This is a genomic window from Pseudomonas sp. UYIF39 (genome assembly GCF_029963765.1).
Taxonomy (GTDB): Bacteria; Pseudomonadota; Gammaproteobacteria; order Pseudomonadales; family Pseudomonadaceae; genus Aquipseudomonas.
Window position 1 is genome coordinate 80662 of sequence record NZ_JALBYU010000008.1, and the last position, 18274, is coordinate 98935.

General features: G+C 59.3%; 21 protein-coding genes. 9 read left to right on the plus strand and 12 right to left on the minus strand.

Annotation, left to right across the window (positions count from 1 at the left end; genetic code table 11):
• Nucleotides 1-49: 49 nt before the first annotated feature.
• The 4 genes from MO767_RS13025 to MO767_RS13040 all read right to left on the minus strand — a co-directional run bounded on the left by MO767_RS13025 (nt 50) and on the right by MO767_RS13040 (nt 2918).
• Entirely contained in the window at nt 50-553 is a 504-nt protein-coding gene (locus tag MO767_RS13025; protein ID WP_129436980.1) for a universal stress protein, read from the minus strand.
• 94 nt (nt 554-647) lie between these two features.
• Nucleotides 648-1553 (minus strand): 5'-nucleotidase, encoded by a 906-nt coding sequence (locus tag MO767_RS13030; RefSeq protein ID WP_008148545.1) that lies wholly within the window; start codon nt 1551-1553, stop codon nt 648-650.
• A 25-nt stretch (nt 1554-1578) separates the two neighbouring features.
• Complete coding sequence (locus MO767_RS13035; RefSeq protein WP_282480819.1) at nt 1579-2535, minus strand: putative 2-dehydropantoate 2-reductase; 957 nt, start codon at nt 2533-2535, stop codon at nt 1579-1581.
• A complete protein-coding gene (locus MO767_RS13040; RefSeq protein WP_282480820.1) occupies nt 2532-2918 on the minus strand; it encodes a thioredoxin family protein in 387 nt (128 codons plus the stop codon). Before MO767_RS13040 ends, MO767_RS13035 begins: the two co-directional genes overlap by 4 nt.
• Here MO767_RS13040 and MO767_RS13045 point away from each other — a divergent pair.
• Together MO767_RS13045 and MO767_RS13050 are read left to right on the plus strand one after the other, a co-directional pair.
• Nucleotides 2917-3360 (plus strand): PilZ domain-containing protein, encoded by a 444-nt coding sequence (locus MO767_RS13045; protein WP_282480821.1) that lies wholly within the window; start codon nt 2917-2919, stop codon nt 3358-3360. The genes MO767_RS13040 and MO767_RS13045 overlap by 2 nt on opposite strands.
• A 128-nt stretch (nt 3361-3488) precedes the next feature.
• Nucleotides 3489-4565 carry a 3-deoxy-7-phosphoheptulonate synthase gene (locus MO767_RS13050; protein WP_282480822.1) on the plus strand — a complete coding sequence of 359 codons (1077 nt, stop codon included), beginning with the start codon at nt 3489-3491 and terminating at the stop codon, nt 4563-4565.
• 71 nt (nt 4566-4636) lie between these two features.
• Here the strand turns inward: MO767_RS13050 and MO767_RS13055 are convergent, their stop codons facing one another.
• On the minus strand, nt 4637-4924 hold the full coding sequence (locus MO767_RS13055) for a GNAT family N-acetyltransferase (RefSeq protein ID WP_008057026.1): 288 nt from the start codon (nt 4922-4924) through the stop codon (nt 4637-4639).
• A 639-nt stretch (nt 4925-5563) separates the two neighbouring features.
• Between MO767_RS13055 and MO767_RS13060 the strand changes: the two genes are divergently transcribed.
• The gene (locus MO767_RS13060) at nt 5564-5815 is read left to right on the plus strand and encodes an Lpp/OprI family alanine-zipper lipoprotein (protein ID WP_003347084.1); all 252 of its coding nucleotides are present in this window, start codon (nt 5564-5566) and stop codon (nt 5813-5815) included.
• A 124-nt stretch (nt 5816-5939) separates the two neighbouring features.
• Here the strand turns inward: MO767_RS13060 and MO767_RS13065 are convergent, their stop codons facing one another.
• The 3 genes from MO767_RS13065 to MO767_RS13075 all read right to left on the minus strand — a co-directional run bounded on the left by MO767_RS13065 (nt 5940) and on the right by MO767_RS13075 (nt 7969).
• Nucleotides 5940-6911, minus strand: a complete 972-nt coding sequence (locus MO767_RS13065; protein ID WP_282480823.1) for a L,D-transpeptidase family protein — start codon at nt 6909-6911, stop codon at nt 5940-5942.
• 102 nt (nt 6912-7013) lie between these two features.
• Entirely contained in the window at nt 7014-7307 is a 294-nt protein-coding gene (locus tag MO767_RS13070; RefSeq protein ID WP_003226812.1) for a hypothetical protein, read from the minus strand.
• Between the two features lie 56 nt (nt 7308-7363).
• Nucleotides 7364-7969: an arylesterase gene (locus tag MO767_RS13075; protein ID WP_008148512.1), complete on the minus strand. Its 606-nt coding sequence runs from the start codon at nt 7967-7969 to the stop codon at nt 7364-7366.
• 10 nt (nt 7970-7979) lie between these two features.
• Between MO767_RS13075 and MO767_RS13080 the strand changes: the two genes are divergently transcribed.
• From MO767_RS13080 to greB, 3 genes are read left to right on the plus strand one after another with little or no spacing between them, the layout of a single operon-like run.
• On the plus strand, nt 7980-8663 hold the full coding sequence (locus tag MO767_RS13080; RefSeq protein WP_033057202.1) for an ABC transporter ATP-binding protein: 684 nt from the start codon (nt 7980-7982) through the stop codon (nt 8661-8663).
• Nucleotides 8663-11167, plus strand: coding sequence for an ABC transporter permease (locus MO767_RS13085; protein ID WP_282480824.1), 2505 nt, complete (start codon nt 8663-8665; stop codon nt 11165-11167). The genes MO767_RS13080 and MO767_RS13085 overlap by 1 nt, the downstream gene beginning before the upstream one ends.
• A 34-nt stretch (nt 11168-11201) precedes the next feature.
• Nucleotides 11202-11699, plus strand: coding sequence for a transcription elongation factor GreB (gene greB / locus MO767_RS13090; RefSeq protein WP_282480825.1), 498 nt, complete (start codon nt 11202-11204; stop codon nt 11697-11699).
• A gap of 18 nt (nt 11700-11717) precedes the next feature.
• On the opposite strand, the gene MO767_RS13095 is transcribed toward greB, so the two are convergent.
• From MO767_RS13095 to MO767_RS13105, 3 genes are all read right to left on the minus strand, one after another.
• Complete coding sequence (locus tag MO767_RS13095) at nt 11718-12026, minus strand: class I SAM-dependent methyltransferase (protein WP_282480826.1); 309 nt, start codon at nt 12024-12026, stop codon at nt 11718-11720.
• Nucleotides 12027-12273: 247 nt separating this feature from the next.
• Nucleotides 12274-12708, minus strand: coding sequence for a DoxX family protein (locus MO767_RS13100; protein WP_282480827.1), 435 nt, complete (start codon nt 12706-12708; stop codon nt 12274-12276).
• A gap of 103 nt (nt 12709-12811) precedes the next feature.
• Complete coding sequence (locus tag MO767_RS13105; RefSeq protein WP_282480828.1) at nt 12812-14233, minus strand: transglycosylase SLT domain-containing protein; 1422 nt, start codon at nt 14231-14233, stop codon at nt 12812-12814.
• A gap of 235 nt (nt 14234-14468) precedes the next feature.
• Between MO767_RS13105 and MO767_RS13110 the strand changes: the two genes are divergently transcribed.
• Nucleotides 14469-15275 (plus strand): TatD family hydrolase, encoded by an 807-nt coding sequence (locus MO767_RS13110; RefSeq protein ID WP_282480829.1) that lies wholly within the window; start codon nt 14469-14471, stop codon nt 15273-15275.
• Between the two features lie 42 nt (nt 15276-15317).
• Here the strand turns inward: MO767_RS13110 and MO767_RS13115 are convergent, their stop codons facing one another.
• Complete coding sequence (locus tag MO767_RS13115; RefSeq protein WP_282480830.1) at nt 15318-16547, minus strand: acyl-CoA dehydrogenase; 1230 nt, start codon at nt 16545-16547, stop codon at nt 15318-15320.
• A 165-nt stretch (nt 16548-16712) separates the two neighbouring features.
• Here MO767_RS13115 and MO767_RS13120 point away from each other — a divergent pair, with 165 nt between their 5' ends.
• Together MO767_RS13120 and MO767_RS13125 are read left to right on the plus strand one after the other, a co-directional pair.
• Nucleotides 16713-17642, plus strand: a complete 930-nt coding sequence (locus MO767_RS13120) for a LysR family transcriptional regulator (protein ID WP_008148497.1) — start codon at nt 16713-16715, stop codon at nt 17640-17642.
• Between the two features lie 94 nt (nt 17643-17736).
• Nucleotides 17737-18138: a MerR family DNA-binding transcriptional regulator gene (locus MO767_RS13125; protein WP_282376513.1), complete on the plus strand. Its 402-nt coding sequence runs from the start codon at nt 17737-17739 to the stop codon at nt 18136-18138.
• Nucleotides 18139-18274: the final 136 nt, after the last annotated feature.

Consider the following 18274-nt stretch of genomic DNA (forward strand, 5'->3'; position numbering starts at 1 on the left):
CACTATTCGTGTTCTGGTGTCCTGCCTCGTGAATACGCGAGGCAGGACACTAACGATCCCCTTGGCGACGACGTTCCACCAGCGGTACCAGATAGACCGGTACCCGAGACAGTTGCAACACCCGCGCTGCAGTCCGGCCTAAAGGCGTTTCCGCGCCAGCACCATGGCTATGACTACCTACGATCAACAAATCCACGGAGAGTTTCTGCGCCTGGTCGAGAATCACCTGTGACGGATCGCCCTGAAGCACCCGCACTGCTTTGATCCGCTCCAGGTCCTGCGACCCTTCATCCCCCAACTCTTCACGAAAGCTGTCGAGTACCCGCTGCTCGATGTTGGCAATCACCGTGTTCAAGCCTTGGCTGTGAAACTCATTCAACGCCTGCTCATCGAGGTAACTCTGAAGCACCGATTCGGCAAACAGCCCCATCGGTTCAACGGCATGCACCACGTAGAGATCGGCATTGAATGTTCGCGCCAGCGCCAAGGCATGCTGCATCACTAAAGGTGCGTACAGGCCGAGGTCAGTGGCGTACAGCATCGAATGAATCATATGACCTCCTTGAGTTCCAACATGGCGGAGATTGATTCAGCTTAGCAGTGCCTTGTCGAGTACGACGTCCCGCGTAACGCGTTGAACCGTGGGCTTAAACCTTTTGCTCGTTGCTTATGCCGTGCGGCACGTGGCCGGTAGCGACCACCTCGCGGGCCAACTCGCAATGACCGGCCTGATCGTCGAAAAACACGTCGGCGGCAAAGGCTTCGAGAAACGCCGATTTGGTCAGGCCGCCGAGAAACAGCGACTCGTCCAGACGAATATCCCATTCGCGCAACGTACGGATCACTCGCTCATGGGCCGGCGCCGACCGCGCCGTCACCAACGCGGTGCGGATCGGACAGGCGTCTTCCGGGAACTCGCGCTGCAACAGATTGAGGGCGGCGAGGAAGCCTTTGAACGGCCCACCGCGCAAAGGCTCGCGGGCGGCCTCACGCTCGCTGGCTTGAAACGCTTCCAGACCACCGGACTGATAAACACGCTCCGATTCGTCGGAAAACAGCACCGCGTCACCATCAAAAGCAATACGCAGTTCATCACTGGCCGCACGGCTGGCGCCACCCGACAGAATGGTCGCCGCGGCGAACCCGGCATCCAGTGCACTGCGCACGTCTTCGGCATGCGTCGAGAGAAACAGGTCGCAGCCAAACGCCTTGAGGTACGGATAAGGACTGCGTCCGCCGACAAACGCCGCGCGGGAAATCGCCAGGCCATAGTGGTGGATCGAATTGAACACCCGCAGGCCGGTGTCGGCACTGTTGCGCGACACCAGGATTACCTCGACCCGGGCGCGGCCGAGGCTGGTGTTCAAGTTGAGAAGTTTTTGTACCAACGGGAATGCATCACCAGGCTCGAGGATTTCGTCTTCGTGTTCGATCTGATATTGCCGATAGGCCTCGACACCGCTCGACAGATAGACCTTGTGGCTTTCGCTCAGGTCGAACAGCGCACGCGAAGAAATCGCCAGCACCAGTTTGTCGTCGATAGTTTTTGCCATGCCCTTCCCCCTCAGGATGATCGACTCAGGTGTTACGTCGATCGATAAAACTCAAACTGCGATACAAGGCTTCGATTCGCGGCAACTCGCATCCTGCGGCCTTGGCTGCCGCCAGTGGCCGGGCGTAAATCGCCTCCAGTTCAAGCGGTCGTTTGTGCAGAAAATCGTGGTACATGCTCGGCCAATAGTCCGGCATTTTCTCGGTCACCATGAACAGATGATCGGCATAACCGGCCGGTACGTCGTGACCGCAGGCGATTGCGCCCTGAACAACTTCAGCCATCAAAGCCTTGATCAGTTCCCGACTGTCGGCATCGGCCATCAACGGCGTGGTGCTTGCCCCGAGCAGAACCGATAGACCGTTGTAAGGGATATTCCAGACCAGTTTTTGCCAGCGCGCCTGGTGCAGGTTCGGCATGGCCTGAGAGTCGATGCCCGCGGCGCGGAACAGCCCGGCGCCCTCCTCGACAATCGCCATGCGCGCCTGCTCATCAGTTGCAGGGCCGCTGTGATAGCCAACATTCACCGCGCCGAGCGCCTGATGGGTGATGAAGCCTGGTCCGTCGCGATGAACGCAGATATAGCAGAGCCCACCGAGTACGTGCAGCGAATCGGGGAGCAACGCTCGCAGACTGTCCTCAACGTCCAGGCCATTTTGCAGCAACAACACTTTGGCATTTGGGGAGGCTGCTTGAATGATCGTCGGTGCCAATTGCGCGTTACTGGTGGTTTTCGCGCCCACCAGCAACCAGTCACAGGGCGGCATGTCTTCTGCACTTGAATAGGCCTGGACCGGTTTCAACGTCAGCGCGCCGTGCACCGCACTGTCGAGCTGCAACCCGCGCTCGGCCACCGCTGAGAACTCACTGCGTAACAGAAAATGCACATCGAAACCGGCACGCGCCAGCATTAACCCGTAGAAACCGCCGATCGCGCCGGTTCCAATAATACCGATTGTCGGTTTGGTCACTGCCCCCATCATGGCAACTCCTCTGCAATTCGACTCAACGCCTGACCCACCGCGTCATTGAGCTCGGTGCGGGTCAGGCGCGACTTTAGTGCCCCGAAGAATTCACCGTCGCGCACCACAAACAGCGCCGGCAAATAAAAAACCTGATAACGCTCGACCACCCCGCCATTGTTCCCGGCATCAATCCAGCACAACCGATCGACGTCCAGATCGAGTCGTGGCAATTGCTCACGGGCAAAACGGCAACTGGCGCAGCCGACGCTGGTGAAAATGACCAGCGATACACCGCTCATCGCCAGCAGCCGTTGGTCGGCGTCGAAATCAGTCAGTTCCAATTCGACCACTATACTGGGTGGAACAATGTCAGATGGCCGACACATGGAGTCCGTGTTCATGGGACGTTTTATTCCTCACCCTGACGATGTGCCCGTCGAATTAACGTTGCTCAAACCTGAGTGTATTTCACGGCAACAGCTGCACACTATCAGCCTCGGGGGCATGGCTTGCAATTATCACCGGGCGTGGCGCCACGGTACGGCGCTGGAAATTCGCATCCCGACCTTGAACCCCGATATGCGTTTTCTGGGCTATGTAGCCTGGTGCCTGCGCCGTAAGCGCGGCTATCTGGTAGGCATTGCCTTTGTTGACGAACAGATGATGTTCAGTGCCCGGATGGGCGAGCAGGTGTGCCAGATCGAACGTTATTGCCGCCTGCATGACGCACATGACGAGCTGAAGGATATTCAGGCCCTGGCCCTCGAATGGGTCCAGGAGCATGCCGACGAGTTCTCTCACGACACGGTTCACAGGGCATTTGCGCAGGCTGTGCTGGATTAAACCGCTGTCTACCCATTGTCGAGCCACGGTGTAACGCGCTAAGGTTCTGCTCCCCGACGCGCTTAATTTGCTGTGCTCCGCCGCGCGGGTTCGCTGGCGGCCGGCACCCGTGACCTGACGAGTAAACGATGGCTGATTTACCGATCAACGACCTAAACGTCGCCTCCAACGAGACGCTGATCACTCCAGATCAGCTCAAGCGTGAAATCCCTCTGAGCGACGCTGCCCTGCGCACTGTCACCAAGGGCCGCGAAGTCATTCGCAACATTCTTGATGGCACCGACCACCGCCTGTTTGTTGTCATCGGGCCTTGCTCGATCCACGACATCAAGGCAGCCCACGAATACGCCGAGCGCCTGAAGGCGCTGGCGGCAGAAGTGTCCGATACCCTGTATCTGGTCATGCGCGTGTATTTCGAGAAGCCACGCACCACCGTCGGCTGGAAAGGCTTGATCAACGATCCGTACCTGGACGACTCCTTCAAGATTCAGGACGGCCTGCACATCGGTCGTCAATTGTTGCTGGACCTGGCCGAGATGGGCCTGCCGACCGCGACTGAAGCCCTCGACCCGATCTCCCCGCAGTACTTGCAGGACCTGATCAGCTGGTCGGCCATCGGTGCACGCACCACCGAATCCCAGACTCACCGTGAAATGGCCTCCGGCCTGTCCTCGGCAGTCGGCTTCAAGAACGGCACCGACGGCGGCCTGACGGTCGCCATCAACGCCCTGCAATCGGTTTCCAGCCCTCACCGCTTCCTGGGCATCAACCAGGAAGGTGGCGTGTCGATCGTCACCACCAAGGGCAACGCCTACGGTCACGTGGTACTGCGCGGCGGCAACGGCAAGCCGAACTACGATTCGGTCAGCGTCGCACTCTGCGAGCAGGCGCTGAACAAAGCGAAGATCAAGCCGAACATCATGGTCGATTGCAGCCACGCCAACTCCAACAAGGACCCGGCCCTGCAACCGCTGGTGATGGAGAACGTCGCCAACCAGATCCTCGAAGGCAACCAGTCGATCATCGGCCTGATGGTCGAAAGTCACCTGAACTGGGGTTGCCAGGCGATCCCGAAAGACCTCGCCGACCTGCAATACGGCGTGTCGATCACCGATGCCTGCATCGACTGGAACGCCACCGAAACCACCTTGCGCAGCATGTATGCCAAGCTCAAGGACGTGCTGCCGAAACGCGATCGCAGCTGATCACTTTCCGCAGAACAAAAAAACGCCGGGCTTGACCCGGCGTTTTTTTATGCGTTCGATTCTTTGAAAGGTTACTGGCTCAGCTTGGCTGCATGCCGCTGGTGGCGTTCCATGTAGCGTTCCACGTAGGAACACGATGGAATGACGGTGTAACCCATTTCTTCAGCGTACTCCAACGCCTTCTCGGTCAAGGCTGCTGCAATGCCGCGACCACGCAGCGCGTTGGGCACAAAGGTGCGATAGATATCCAGGGTCTGTTTCCCCAGATCCATATAGGTCAGGTAGGCACGATGACCGTCCACATTGGTCTCGAACTGATGACCAGCCTGGTCATGGTGGATGGACAACGCCTCGCTCATCACTACTCCTCGCGGGTCTGGAATTCTGACCCCTACCTTACCGATGTTTTTCCGGCGAAGGAACATCTACGCCACCCCGTGCCTGAATGGACACCGAGAAGAACTGCACCCATCTCGCGCAACCGAGCACGTATCAAATAGTAGGCACCATTGGCAGAAATGCTCAAGATACGCTCGTCATCACGCTGGTGGCGGGGGTGCTGCTCCGGGTTACGCAGAGACGGCTCGACCAAGATCTCTGCAGGTCGACAGCCTGAACATTGCCGGATGTTGAGACTTAAGACGAGCGCCCTTTGTTAAAGTCACCTGAACATGGAGAAAGATATGAGAGGCGCCACGCAAAATCCGAACAAAAGTGTGGACGAATCCATCTAGACAGACTTTAGCCAAGACGGAGAAAAGAGCCCTGCGCTCGCGGAACTTTTCTTTGGCGGCTCGCTCAGTTCGGGCCTCCCAGCTGGATATTTTTTAAACAATGCAGTTAAAAGTTGCTCGAAAAAGAATCAACGCCTACAATTTTTTTGGCTTCTTGCTTTACGTCAGTTTACTTACGACAAGTAATGGGTAGTATGTACGCCGGCTATTTCCTCACTCTGAGGAGACAGCTAACTTAATAGAAAGTCCTTGAAGGGGAACACGATGAACAACGTTCTGAAATTCTCTGCTCTGGCTCTGGCCGCAGTTCTGGCTACCGGTTGCAGCAGCGTATCGAAAGAAACCGAAGCACGTCTGACCGCTACTGAAGACGCAGCAGCTCGCTCCCAAGCTCGTGCAGACGAAGCTTACCGTAAAGCTGATGAAGCTATGGCTGCTGCTCAAAAAGCACAACAGACTGCTGACGAAGCTAACGAGCGTGCTCTGCGCATGCTGGACAAAGCTAGCCGCAAGTAATAATCCTTCGGGATTGTTATCAAGCCGACCCATTTTTTGGGTCGGCTTTTTTATTGCCCGGCGTTTTGTCCAGGCCATAAAAAACCCGCCGGCGCAGTCAGCGTCGGCGGGTTCTGTTCAGGCATTACTGCAACGGGTCGATCGGCGCGCTCGTCACCATCGGCGCCGAGGAGTTCGGCGCTCCGATTTCCACTGGCAGACCATCTTCGGCGGCAACCACGTCGCGGACCACATCCCAGTTCATGCGCAGGTTGTTGGTGATGTCCTCACGCTTGAGCATCGCGTTGATCACCGCGGTGTGTTTGTCGACCACAGAAGGGTTGCCCTTATCGTCCAGCGGCGTGTGCGCTTCCAGATACACCTTGCCGCCACTGACACCGAACTTGTACGGATCGCTGATAATGCGCACCGACGTGCCTACCGGCACCATGCTCGCCATTTCCAGCACGTTGTTGTTGAACATGCGGAAGCAACCGTGGCTGGTGCGCATGCCGATGCCGAACTTCTTGTTCGAACCGTGGATCAGGTAGCCCGGCGTGCCCAGCGTGAACTTGAACGGCCCCAGCGGGTTGTCCGGGCCGGCCGGCACCACGTTCGGCAGTGGATCGCCATCGGCGGCGTGCTCGGCCTTGATCGACGCTGGAGGGGTCCAGGTCGGGTTCGGCGTCTTGGCCGTGATGCTGGTATGGGCAATCGGCGAGCCCCAGCCTTCACGGCCGATACCCAGCGGGAAGGTGTACACCACGTTCCGGCCTTTCGGGAAGTAGTAAAGGCGGTACTCGGCCAGGTTGATAACGATGCCTTCACGCGGGCCCGGCGGCAGGATGAAGCGTGTCGGCAGCACCACTTCGGTGCCAGCGCCCGGCAACCATGGATCGACGCCCGGGTTGGCCGCGACCATTTCCGAATAGCCCAGATCGTAGGTGGTGCCAAGGTCAGCGAAGGTGTCTTCGAACTTGGCCTTGATTACCTGGACCTGACCGACGATGTCTTCACCGGGCGGTGGCAGGGGCAGCTCCAATGCTGCTACGGGACCCGCCACACAGAGGGCGGCGAGAGACAGGTAGCGGGTGACGGCAGGAAAGCGCGGCAACATCCGGAAAATCCTTCGCATGATCGACAAGGGTATAAAAATGGGATTGTACACCGACGCCTGGAAAATCGGGGAGTTGACCGATAGCAAGCAATCTATCGGGCTCTAAAGCTCGAAACGCAGTTCCGGCCAGATAGGCGACGTGCCGCGTTTTTGCGATTCAAGGATTGCACGACACAGCGAGCACAGGCGCTGATCCTGGAAAACTCGGCGATCGACGCTCGACCAGCGCGGTTGCGCCGGCAGCAGGCTGCCGCACAAGGTTCGGTCCGCCGAGCCGCCCAACTCCAGTTGACGGGTCACCAGATGCACCCGCACTTCCTGGCAGGCGAACAGATCCAGCTGTTCGTCAGGCTCGATCAGTTGGTAGGCAAAAAGTGACCAGGCAGGACGCGGCATCGGGGGCTCCAAATCGGGGGCGCCACCTTAGCCGAAACACCGCCGCTAGAAAAGCTTCAAAGCAGCGGTTTCAGTGTAGGCCAGACATTTTCCAGCAACTTGTCCTGAGCCCCGGCAGCCGGGTGCAAGCCGTCGGACTGCATCAAGTCCGGATGGCCGCCCACGCCGTCGAGAAAAAACGGCACCAGCGGGATCTTTTTCTCTTCGGCCAGCGTGCTGTAGACCTTCGCGAAGGCCTCGGTATAACGAACGCCGTAGTTGGGTGGCAATTGCATGCCGAGCAGCAGCACCTTGGCGCCACTGGCGCGGGAGCTGTCGATCATTGCTGCAAGGTTTTGTTGCAATTGCGTTGGCAGCAATCCGCGCAGGCCATCATTGCCGCCCAATTCGAGGATTACCAACTCAGGCTTATGCTCTGCAAGCAGCGCGGGCAGGCGCGCCTGGCCTCCGGCGCTGGTGTCGCCGCTGATGGACGCGTTGACCACCTTATCGTCGAAACCTTCGCGCTTGAGCCGTTGCTCAAGCAGGGAGACCCACCCCAACCGGGTATCCAGTCCGAAACCCGCGCTGATACTATCGCCAACGATCAGGACTGTACCCGCCGCTGCGTTCTGGGCCATGCACATCAAGGCCAGGCCAGCACTCAAAAACCACACACGCATCGGATTCTCCATGGGCGCAAGCATTCTCACCGCGAAGAACCTCAGCAAAGTGGTTCCCAGCGCGGAAGGTGAACTGACTATCCTGCACGAACTCAGCCTGGAACTGAACAAGGGAGACAGCCTGGCCATCGTTGGCGCCTCCGGTTCCGGCAAGTCCACCCTCCTCGGCTTGCTCGCTGGCCTCGATCTGCCGAGCAGTGGCGACGTCACCCTCGCCGGGCAAGCCCTGAGCAATCTCGATGAAGACCAGCGCGCCCGCATCCGCGCCGAGCATGTTGGGTTTGTGTTTCAGTCCTTTCAGCTGCTCGACAGCCTCAACGCCCTGGAAAACGTGATGCTGCCGCTGGAGCTCGATGGCCGCAAAGACGCCCGGGAACGCGCCACCGAGCTGCTGCAACGGGTCGGCCTGGGCCAGCGACTGACCCATTCGCCACGCCAGCTTTCGGGTGGCGAGCAGCAACGCGTGGCGATTGCCCGTGCGTTTGCCGCCGAACCCGATGTGCTGTTTGCCGACGAACCCACCGGCAACCTCGACAGCCACACCGGCGAGCGCATCAGCGATCTGCTGTTCGAACTCAACCAGGAACGCGGCACAACCCTGGTACTGGTGACCCACGACGAACGCCTGGCACATCGCTGCCGGCGCCTGATCCGCCTTGAAGCCGGCCTGCTGGTCGCCCCTCTGGAGCCTTGATGGCACGCCTGCCGCTGTTGCGCCTGTTCAGTCTTGCCATCCGCCAACTGCTGCGCGACGCCCGCGCCGGTGAGTTGCGCGTGTTGTTTTTCGCCTTACTGGTCGCCGTCGCCGCGAGTACCGCCATCGGCTACTTCGGCGCCCGTCTGAACGGTGCCATGATGCTGCGCGCCACCGAGTTTCTCGGCGCCGACCTGTTGCTCGAAGGCAGTTCACCGGCACGGCCCGAACAAATTAAAAGCGGCACGGAGCTGGGCCTCGAACACGCTCAAGTGGTGGAATTCTCCAGTGTCATCGCCACTGACAATGGCATTCAGTTGTCCAGCATCAAGGCTGCCGACGACGTCTACCCACTACGCGGCGAACTGAAAAGTGCCCCGGCGCCCTTCGCCCCGGAAGAAACTGGTGGCGGACCGAAACCCGGCGAAGCCTGGGTCGAAGCGCGACTGCTGACCGCACTGGATTTGAAGATCGGCGACAGCATCGACGTCGGCATGCGAACCCTCAAACTGGCGCGAGTGCTGACCTACGAACCGGACCGCGCCGGCAATTTCTACAGCCTGACGCCGCGGGTGCTGATCAACCTCAGCGACCTCGCCGCGACCGGCGTGGTGCAACCCGGCAGCCGGGTCAGTTACCGCGAACTCTGGCGCGGTAAAGCCGAGGCGCTGGAAACCTATCGTCAATTGATCAAGCCCGGCCTGGCCGCCAACCAGCGTTTGCAGGATGCCCGCGATGGCAACCGACAGATCGGCGGTGCCTTGGGCAAGGCCGAGCGTTACTTGAACATGGCCAGTCTGGTGGCGGTTCTGTTATCCGGTGTGGCAGTAGCGCTGTCGGCGACGCGCTTCGCCACCCGCCGATTCGATGCCAGTGCACTGCTGCGTTGCCTGGGGCTGTCCCGACGGGAAACCATGGTGCTGTTCAGTTTGCAGCTGACGGTGCTCGGACTGCTCGCCAGTATCAGCGGCGCGCTGATCGGCTGGTTCGCGCAGCTGGGTCTGTTCGCGCTGCTGCATGATTTATTACCGACCGACGTTCCAGCGGGTGGCCTGTTTCCTGCCATCGCCGGGATCGGCACCGGATTGGTAGCGTTGGCCGGTTTTGCCTTGCCGCCACTGGCGGCACTGGGCCGGGTTCCGCCATTGCGGGTATTGCGTCGGGACATGCTGCCAATTCCCTCTAGCACTTGGATGGTCTACGGCGCGGCATTGGGCGCCCTCGGGCTGATCATGTGGCGTCTGAGCCTGGACCTGGTATTGACCTTCGCCCTGCTCGGTGGCGGTGTGATCGCAGCATTGGTGCTTGGAGGCTTGCTGTTGCTGCTTCTGAAGAGTCTGCGCCGAATGCTGGCGCGCGCCTCTTTGCCGTGGCGCCTCGGGCTGGGCCAACTGCTGCGTCATCCACTGGCGGCCGCGGGGCAATCCCTGGCCTTCGGTTTGATTCTGCTGTCCATGGCGCTGATCGCATTGCTGCGCGGCGAGTTGCTGGACACCTGGCAGAACCAGCTACCGAAAAACGCGCCCAACTATTTCGCGCTGAACATCCTGCCGGCGGACAAACAGGCGTTCATCGATCACCTGATCAAGTTGTCAGCGCAATCGGCGCCGCTATACCCGGTGGTACCTGGACGGCTGATCAGCGTCAACGGCGAGCCAGTGCAGGAAATCGTCAGCAAGGATTCGGCCGGTGATCGAGCGATCCAGCGCGACCTGAGCCTGACCTGGGCGGCGGATTTACCGGCGGGCAACAAGCTCACGGCAGGCAACTGGTGGGCCGAACAGACGCCGGACGAAATTCCCGGCGTATCGGTAGAAGGTAAAGTCGCCGAAAGCCTGAAGCTCAAGCTCGGCGATCACATGGTCTTTACCGTGGGCGGCGTCAATCGCGAAGCGAAAGTCACCAGTCTGCGGGAGATCAACTGGGACAACTTCCAGCCTAACTTCTTCATGATCTTCCAGCCCGGCACACTGAAGGATCTGCCTGCGACCTATCTGACCAGTTTTTATCTGGCAGCCGGTCATGATCAGCAGATCGTGGATCTGTCCCGGGCGTTTCCGGCGGTGACCATCTTGCAAGTCGAAGCCTTGCTCGAACAGCTGCGCAGCATCCTCGCCCAAGTCACCCTGGCGGTGGAGTACGTGCTGTTGTTCGTGTTGGCGGCGGGGATGGCGGTGTTGTTTTCAGGCTTGCAGGCGACGCTCGATGAACGCATTCGCCAAGGTGCCTTGTTGCGAGCCCTGGGGGCCGAGCGGCAATTGTTGGTCAAGGCCCGGCGGATCGAGTTCGGTTTGCTTGGAGCGGTCAGCGGATTGTTGGCAGCGCTGGGTTCGGAACTGGTGAGTCTGGTGCTCTACCGCTACGCCTTCGACCTGCCGTGGCACCCGCATCCGTGGTTGTTGGTGCTGCCACTGATCGGTGCGGTACTGATCGGGGGAGCCGGCGTGTTTGGTACGCGCCGAGCGCTGAACGCCAGCCCCCTGACAGTCTTGCGCGAGGGTTGATAGACTCAAGCTCTCTCTACCACAAGAAGTTGCCATGAGCCGTTATCGCCCTCCCCGCACCGCCGGCACCGCGCTGATTACCCCCGAAGGTGAAGCGCGGATGCGGGCCGAGTTTCATGAGCTCTGGCATGTTCGGCGACCGCAGGTGACACAGTCAGTCAGCGAGGCCGCAGCCCAGGGCGATCGCTCGGAAAACGCTGAATACACCTACGGCAAAAAGATGCTGCGCGAGATCGACAGTCGCGTACGTTTTCTCACCAAGCGGCTGGAAGCACTCAAAGTCGTCAGCGAAAGACCGAGCGATCCGAACAAAGTCTATTTTGGCGCCTGGGTCACGATTGAAGACGAGGACGGCAAAGAGTCACGCTATCGCATCGTCGGGCCAGATGAGCTGGACTTGAAACAAGGTCTGATCAGCATCGACTCACCGCTGGCCCGCGCCCTGATCGGCAAGGCGCTGGACGCCGAAGTTCGGGTCCAGACACCGACCGGTGAGCAGTGCGTGTATATCGTGGCGATCGACTACCTTTGAGCCGCAGCGCTCTAAACCTCAACGGCGGGTAATCAGCCCCTGTCGGGCAACGCGAATCAGTTGTTTGATCACTTCGGGGGCATCTGTGGCGTTGGGCGATTGAATCACCGCCAGATCGAAACTGTCGCTGGCAAATCGGGCCAGCGACTCACCCTCTTCGACAAACTGGATCAGGAAGGCCGCAGGCCCACCGGTGCGACGTGGCCAGCCATCGAGATAACGCAAGAGCGTCGGCTGATGTTTACCGCCAAGCAGGATTTTTGGATTGCGCTGGGTGAGGTGTGCCGTGATCGGCGCGGGGCGTATAACGGGGCTTAGTGCATTCATTGTGTCGTGTCTCTGCCTCAAATTTCTGCATGGCAGGTGAGAGGCAACACCGAACCAGCGCTTTAGCGGTATTTCGAAGCCTGTTTCAAGCTTCTATCGGCAACTGGATGAGTCACCTGGCGCCCCGCAAGTAGCTGTTTAAATCGGCGCATGGGCAGCATCCTAGAGAAGCTGACCGGGCAGTGTCAAGAATGACGAGCAACAAAAAGGCCCGCGCAATGCGGGCCTTTTCATTGAGCCAAAGCGGTCAGCCAGCGATAGCGCGGTCAGCCGAGAGCTTGCCGGCGCCCTCGATCAGCACCGCGACGCTGCCACCGAGCAGCGCCAGGGCGAATTCATAACCGTTGTTGGCCATGAACAGACCGTTAGGGAGGTGCACCGAGAAAATGGCCACCAGCGAGAGGAAGATCAGGCCGAGCGCTGCCGGACGAACCAACAAGCCGATGATCAAGGCCAGACCGGCGAAGAACTCGGTACCGCCCGCCAGCGTCGCCATCAGATAGCCCGGCGCCAGGCCGATGCTTTCCATGTACTGCGCGGTGCCCGCCAGACCGTAACCACCGAACGCCCCGAAAAGTTTCTGCGAGCCGTGGGCAGCGAAGATGATGCCGACGAAGATCCGCAAGACAGTCAGGCCGTAGCCAGCGCGGGTAAACAGTACCTTGTTGATCAGTGTGCTCATGCTGTGTCATCCGTTGTCAGTGTGTGTTGGTTGGCCGCTATATTAATCAATAAATCTCATGCTAAAAGCGCAATATATTCGCCATAACAATCAGTTTATTCGATTATTTACGTGAGACAACTTTCTGCCCTTGGGGCTCCAACGACTCCCGCTCCCGATCGAACGCCAAGTAATACTTGTTCACGCTATTAACATAGCTGACGGCGCCCATTCCCACCTGCTCCATGGCGATGCGTTCGACCTGGAAGAACCACTGATTGGGATTCAAACCACGCCGACGAGCCTCGGCACGCATGCCCTGAACCCGCTCCGGCCCCATGTTGTAGGCCGCCAGCACGAACGCCATGCGCTCGCGCTCGTTGAGTTTGGGGCTGGCAAAGAACTTGCGACGAATCATCGCCAGGTACTTGGCCCCGGCCTGCACATTGGCGTCGAGATTCTGAATGTTGTTGACCCCCACCCGCTGGGCGGCGGACGGGGAAATCTGCATCAGGCCGGTAGGGCCGCTGCCACTGCGGGCATTGGGTTGCAGGGCCGATTCCTTGAACGCCAGGGCCGCCAGATTCAACCAGTCCATGCCTTGGGCTTCGGCGTGTTTCTGCAGCAACGGCCGAAGTTTCTCGAGGCGCTGCCGATCCGCCTTGGCCAATGGATAGTGCACTTGATACAGACGTCGATAGATCCGCAGGAACGCGGCATCCTGATCCGATGGTTTTTTGTAACCGGTCAGGAAGCGATCAATGCTCGCGCGCAACATTGAGGCGTCGCGGCGCACGAACCAGAATTCTTCGCCCGGCTCACTGATGAGCACCTGCCGATCGAAACGCAATTTGGGCAGAATCTTGCCCCAGCGCTCGGCAATGGGTTGCTCGACGATCGTCAGGTGAAAGATTCCGCCCTGGACCATCTCCAGCACGTCCTCGACCGCCAGACTGGGATCGACCCACTCGATGGTCACCGGTGGCAGTTTAAGCAGCGCGAGCTTTTGATTGATCTGGCTGACCGCGTCCCCAGCGGCACTGCCGGTGGGCAACGCCAGGGTTTTGCCAGAGAGTTGTTCGAGACGGGTGTAACGTCGCTCGCCTTTGATCCCGACCAATATCAACGGGATGTTGCTGGCAATCGGTTCACTGGTGCTGACCGCGTGGCCCGGTTGCAGGTCCAGCAGTTCCCCCGGTGCGACCAGGTCACCCTCGCCGCGCTGCAAAGCGCCGATCAGTTGATCCTTGCCCTTGGGAATGATCTTGAGGGTAATTTCCTGACCGTCACGGGCTTGACCGTTGAGGTATTGCTCGAAGGCACGCAAGCGGTGGTACTCAACACCGATGGCCTGGCCCTGAACTTCGCCGGAGCTGTTGCGGCTCTGGTTGACCAGCACCCGCAACACACGACTGCTGCGGATCTCCGCCAAGTCCCGCGTTTTAGTCGAAGGCACGGCTTGCAGCGGCCCGGCCAGACGCGCAACCGCCGGCATCGGCAGCAGCAACGAACAACACAGCAGTAGCAAAGCCGAGGGACGTATCATCCACTCTCCAGAAAGGATACTGGGCCGATCTCAAGAATTTTCATGAAATCGAACGACAGAAACAGAGCGCCGTGAGCGCTGGCAAAGTGCGAAAGACTGGCACAGTGATGGCACCCAAGCCACCCTGACCTGTCTCGCGGCATCAAGAGACAGCTATAACTCGTTGTAGTTCTTGGCTTTTCTTATAAATCTACAGCTCTGATATGCTTTCCGGCCTTTGGTCCGAGGTAGCACCATGCAACTCATCGATATCGGCGTCAACCTGACCAACCCCAGTTTTGCCGACAAACACCAGGCTGTACTCGACCGCGCCTACGCTGCCGGGGTCTGCCAATTGGTGCTCACCGGCACCAGTGTCGAAGGCAGCGAGCAGGCGCTGGAACTGTGCCGGCAACTGGATGAAACGGCTCAACTACTGTTCGCCACCGCCGGCATTCATCCCCACTGCGCCAGCGACTGGAACGCCGACAGCGCCCAGCGTCTGCGCAGTTTGCTCAAGGAGCCAAACGTCGTGGCGGTGGGTGAATGCGGGCTGGATTTCAATCGTGATTTCTCGCCGCGCCCGCAGCAGGAAAAAGTCTTGGAAAAGCACTTGGAGTTGGCGGTCGAGCTGCAATTGCCGGTGTTCCTCCACGAGCGCGATGCCAGCCAGCGATTGCTGGAAATCCTTCGCGATTACCGTGATCAATTGCCAGCCGCTGTGGTGCATTGCTTCACGGGCGAAAAGAAGGCGCTGTTCAGTTACCTCGATCTGGATTTGCACATCGGTATCACCGGCTGGATTTGTGATGAGCGCCGGGGCACGCACCTGCACCCGTTGGTGAAAGAGATCAAGCGGGGACGGTTAATGCTGGAGAGCGATGCGCCGTATCTGTTGCCACGCAGTCTGCGACCCAAACCGAAGAATGGTCGCAACGAACCGGCGTATCTGACCGAAGTGTTGCGGGAAGTGGCGTTGCATCGTGGGGAGAGCGAAGAAGATCTGGCCGCTCACAGCACGGCGTGTGCGCGAGCATTCTACGGGTTGCCAATGTTCGACTGACGAACCGAACCTGTGGGAGCGAGCTTGCTCGCTCCCACATTATCAGTGGCTGTTGCGCAACATTTCTTTGGGCACGTACTTGCCGATCTCGAATTTGCCGATCGCCGCACGGTGCACTTCGTCCGGGCCGTCGGCCAGGCGCAGGGTGCGCTGCATCGCGTACATGTAGGCCAGTGGGAAATCGTTGGAAACCCCTGCTCCGCCATGGATCTGGATCGCCCGGTCGATCACCCGCAAGGCCACGTTCGGCGCGACAACCTTGATCTGAGCGATTTCGCTCTTCGCAATCTTGTTGCCGACGGTGTCCATCATGTACGCCGCTTTCAACGTCAGCAGGCGTGCCATGTCGATTTCCATCCGCGAGTCGGCGATTTTGTCGATGTTCCCGCCCAGACGTGCCAAAGGTTTACCGAACGCAGTACGGGTTACCGCCCGTTTGCACATCAGTTCCAACGCACGTTCGGCCATGCCGATTGAACGCATGCAGTGGTGAATCCGTCCCGGGCCAAGGCGACCCTGAGCGATTTCGAAGCCGCGTCCTTCGCCCAACAGGACGTTTTCGTACGGCACACGGACGTTTTCGAACAGCACTTCGGCGTGGCCGTGAGGTGCGTCGTCGTAACCGAACACGGGCAGCGGACGAACGATCCTCACTCCCGGGGCATCCACAGGCACCAGAATCATCGAGTGCTGCGCATGACGCGGCGCGTCAGGATCGCTCAGGCCCATGAAGATCAGAATCTTGCAGCGTGGATCGCAGGCGCCTGAAGTCCACCATTTTTTGCCATTGATCACCCACTCGTCGCCATCACGCACGGCGCGGGCGGCCATGTTGGTGGCGTCGGACGAGGCCACGTCCGGTTCAGTCATGGCGAACGCCGAGCGGATTTCGCCGCGCAGCAGCGGTTCGAGCCAGCGTTGCTTCTGTTCTTCATTGGCGTAGCGCACCAGCACTTCCATGTTGCCGGTGTCGGGCGCGGAGCAGTTGAACGGCTCGGGGCCCAGCAGCGAACGACCCATGATTTCTGCCAACGGCGCGTATTCGAGGTTGGTCAGGCCGGCGCCAAGTTCGGACTCAGGCAGAAACAAATTCCACAAACCTTCAGCCTTGGCCTTGAGTTTGAGCTCCTCCATGATTGCGGTCGGCTGCCAGCGATCGCCCTCGGCGACCTGGCGCTCGAACACCGCTTCGGCGGGATAAACGTAGGTGTCCATGAACGCGGTCACGCGCTCACGCAGTTCTTGCACCTTGGGCGAATAAGCGAAATCCATGGGCAGCTCTACCTTTTAACGGAGGGTTTTGATGAGTTGTTCAGGTCATGCAATCGATGCTAGAACAGCTATGAAAATTTACCTAGCCTATTCTCGGCGTGTATTAACATTCATCACCGATATATGATCGGTTGATCGAGAGCCCAACAATAAGAGTGCAGCGCAATGAATCTGAGCAAGGTCGACCTCAACCTTTTCATCGTCTTCGACGCGATCTACACCGAAGCCAACCTGACCCGCGCCGGGCAGATTGTCGGCATTACTCAACCGGCGGTCTCGAACGCTCTGGCCCGTCTGCGCGAGACCTTCAATGATCCATTGTTCGTGCGTACCGCTCAGGGCATGGTCCCGACGCCCATGGCGCAGAACATTATCGGGCCGGTGCGCAACGCCCTCTCCCTGCTGCGGGTGTCGGTGCAGGAAAGCCGTATTTTCAACCCGCTGCAGGCGGTCAAGACCTACCGCATCAGCATGACCGACCTCACCGAAGCGGTGATCCTGCCGCCACTGTTCCAGCGCCTGCGGCGCCTGGCGCCGACGGTGATCATCGAAAGCTTCCTGTCCAAGCGCCGCGAAACCACCAAGGAACTGGCGGCCGGGCGTCTTGATTTCGCCGTCGATGCACCGCTCAACACTGACCCGCAAGTGCGCCACGTCAAGTTGATGGAAGACCGTTACGTGTGCGCCATGCGCAAGGGCCATCCGCTGGCGGGCAAAGAGAAATTCACCCTCGACGATTACCTGTCGCTGACCCATATCCATATTTCCAGCCGCCGCAGCGGTCTGGGCCATGTCGACCTGGCCTTGGGCAAAATGGGCATCCAGCGCAAGATCGCCCTGCGATCCCAGCACTACTTGATGGCATCCCAGGTGTTGCAGCAGACCGACATGGTCATGACCGTGCCGGAACGCTTTGCCCGTCGCCATGACCTGTACTCGGTGAACCTGCCGGTCAACGATGTGCCGCCGGTAGAAACCCACCTCTATTGGCACGAAAGCACCGACCAGGACCCGGCCAACCGCTGGATGCGCGAGCAAATGATCGAGTTGTGCCAGCAGGTAACGGCACATGAGAAGAAGCTCGATAAGGTGTAGGAAACATCTGATAGACGAAGGATCGTGGCGCGATGCTTGACGTAAACGTCAACCTGACATTAGCTTAGCGCCATGACCTTTTTCGAGCGCTTCCATGAGCAGCCAGACCTATAGCATTTCCGACCTCGCCCGCGAGCTCGACATCACCACCCGGGCCATTCGCTTTTATGAAGAGCAAGGCCTGCTCAGCCCCGAGCGACGTGGTCAGGAGCGCATCTACTCGCCCCGCGACAAGGTCAGCCTGAAGCTGATCCTGCGGGGCAAGCGCATTGGTTTCTCTCTGGCCGAATGCCGCGAGCTGATCGAACTCTACGACCCCACCGGCGGCAATCAGAAACAGCTGCAAACCATGCTGACCAAAATCGCCGAACGTCGTGAACAGCTCGAGCAGCAAATGCTCGACATCGAGCAGATGAAGCTGGAACTGGACACCGCGCAGGAGCGTTGCACCCAGGCGCTGGAACAGACGATCAAGAGCCAGGAAGTGGTTCAGTAGATTCACCAGCCCCCTGTGGGAGCGAGCTTGCTCGCGATGGCGGACTGTCAGCCAACATCAATATTGAATGTCACCCCCTCATCGCGAGCAAGCTCGCTCCCACAGGGTTTTCTGAACATTCAGACAATCAGCACAG

Bases quoted from the DNA above. Each gene is read 5' to 3' on its own strand.
- MO767_RS13025 (WP_129436980.1), bottom strand. From the start codon at position 553: ATGATTCATTCGATGCTGTACGCCACTGACCTCGGCCTGTACGCACCT.
- MO767_RS13030 (WP_008148545.1), bottom strand. From the start codon at position 1,553: ATGGCAAAAACTATCGACGACAAACTGGTGCTGGCGATTTCTTCGCGT.
- MO767_RS13035 (WP_282480819.1), bottom strand. From the start codon at position 2,535: ATGATGGGGGCAGTGACCAAACCGACAATCGGTATTATTGGAACCGGC.
- MO767_RS13045 (WP_282480821.1), top strand. From the start codon at position 2,917: ATGGGACGTTTTATTCCTCACCCTGACGATGTGCCCGTCGAATTAACG.
- MO767_RS13040 (WP_282480820.1), bottom strand. From the start codon at position 2,918: ATGAACACGGACTCCATGTGTCGGCCATCTGACATTGTTCCACCCAGT.
- MO767_RS13050 (WP_282480822.1), top strand. From the start codon at position 3,489: ATGGCTGATTTACCGATCAACGACCTAAACGTCGCCTCCAACGAGACG.
- MO767_RS13055 (WP_008057026.1), bottom strand. From the start codon at position 4,924: ATGAGCGAGGCGTTGTCCATCCACCATGACCAGGCTGGTCATCAGTTC.
- MO767_RS13060 (WP_003347084.1), top strand. From the start codon at position 5,564: ATGAACAACGTTCTGAAATTCTCTGCTCTGGCTCTGGCCGCAGTTCTG.
- MO767_RS13065 (WP_282480823.1), bottom strand. From the start codon at position 6,911: ATGTTGCCGCGCTTTCCTGCCGTCACCCGCTACCTGTCTCTCGCCGCC.
- MO767_RS13070 (WP_003226812.1), bottom strand. From the start codon at position 7,307: ATGCCGCGTCCTGCCTGGTCACTTTTTGCCTACCAACTGATCGAGCCT.
- MO767_RS13075 (WP_008148512.1), bottom strand. From the start codon at position 7,969: ATGCGTGTGTGGTTTTTGAGTGCTGGCCTGGCCTTGATGTGCATGGCC.
- MO767_RS13080 (WP_033057202.1), top strand. From the start codon at position 7,980: ATGGGCGCAAGCATTCTCACCGCGAAGAACCTCAGCAAAGTGGTTCCC.
- MO767_RS13085 (WP_282480824.1), top strand. From the start codon at position 8,663: ATGGCACGCCTGCCGCTGTTGCGCCTGTTCAGTCTTGCCATCCGCCAA.
- greB (WP_282480825.1), top strand. From the start codon at position 11,202: ATGAGCCGTTATCGCCCTCCCCGCACCGCCGGCACCGCGCTGATTACC.
- MO767_RS13095 (WP_282480826.1), bottom strand. From the start codon at position 12,026: ATGAATGCACTAAGCCCCGTTATACGCCCCGCGCCGATCACGGCACAC.
- MO767_RS13100 (WP_282480827.1), bottom strand. From the start codon at position 12,708: ATGAGCACACTGATCAACAAGGTACTGTTTACCCGCGCTGGCTACGGC.
- MO767_RS13105 (WP_282480828.1), bottom strand. From the start codon at position 14,233: ATGATACGTCCCTCGGCTTTGCTACTGCTGTGTTGTTCGTTGCTGCTG.
- MO767_RS13110 (WP_282480829.1), top strand. From the start codon at position 14,469: ATGCAACTCATCGATATCGGCGTCAACCTGACCAACCCCAGTTTTGCC.
- MO767_RS13115 (WP_282480830.1), bottom strand. From the start codon at position 16,547: ATGGATTTCGCTTATTCGCCCAAGGTGCAAGAACTGCGTGAGCGCGTG.
- MO767_RS13120 (WP_008148497.1), top strand. From the start codon at position 16,713: ATGAATCTGAGCAAGGTCGACCTCAACCTTTTCATCGTCTTCGACGCG.
- MO767_RS13125 (WP_282376513.1), top strand. From the start codon at position 17,737: ATGAGCAGCCAGACCTATAGCATTTCCGACCTCGCCCGCGAGCTCGAC.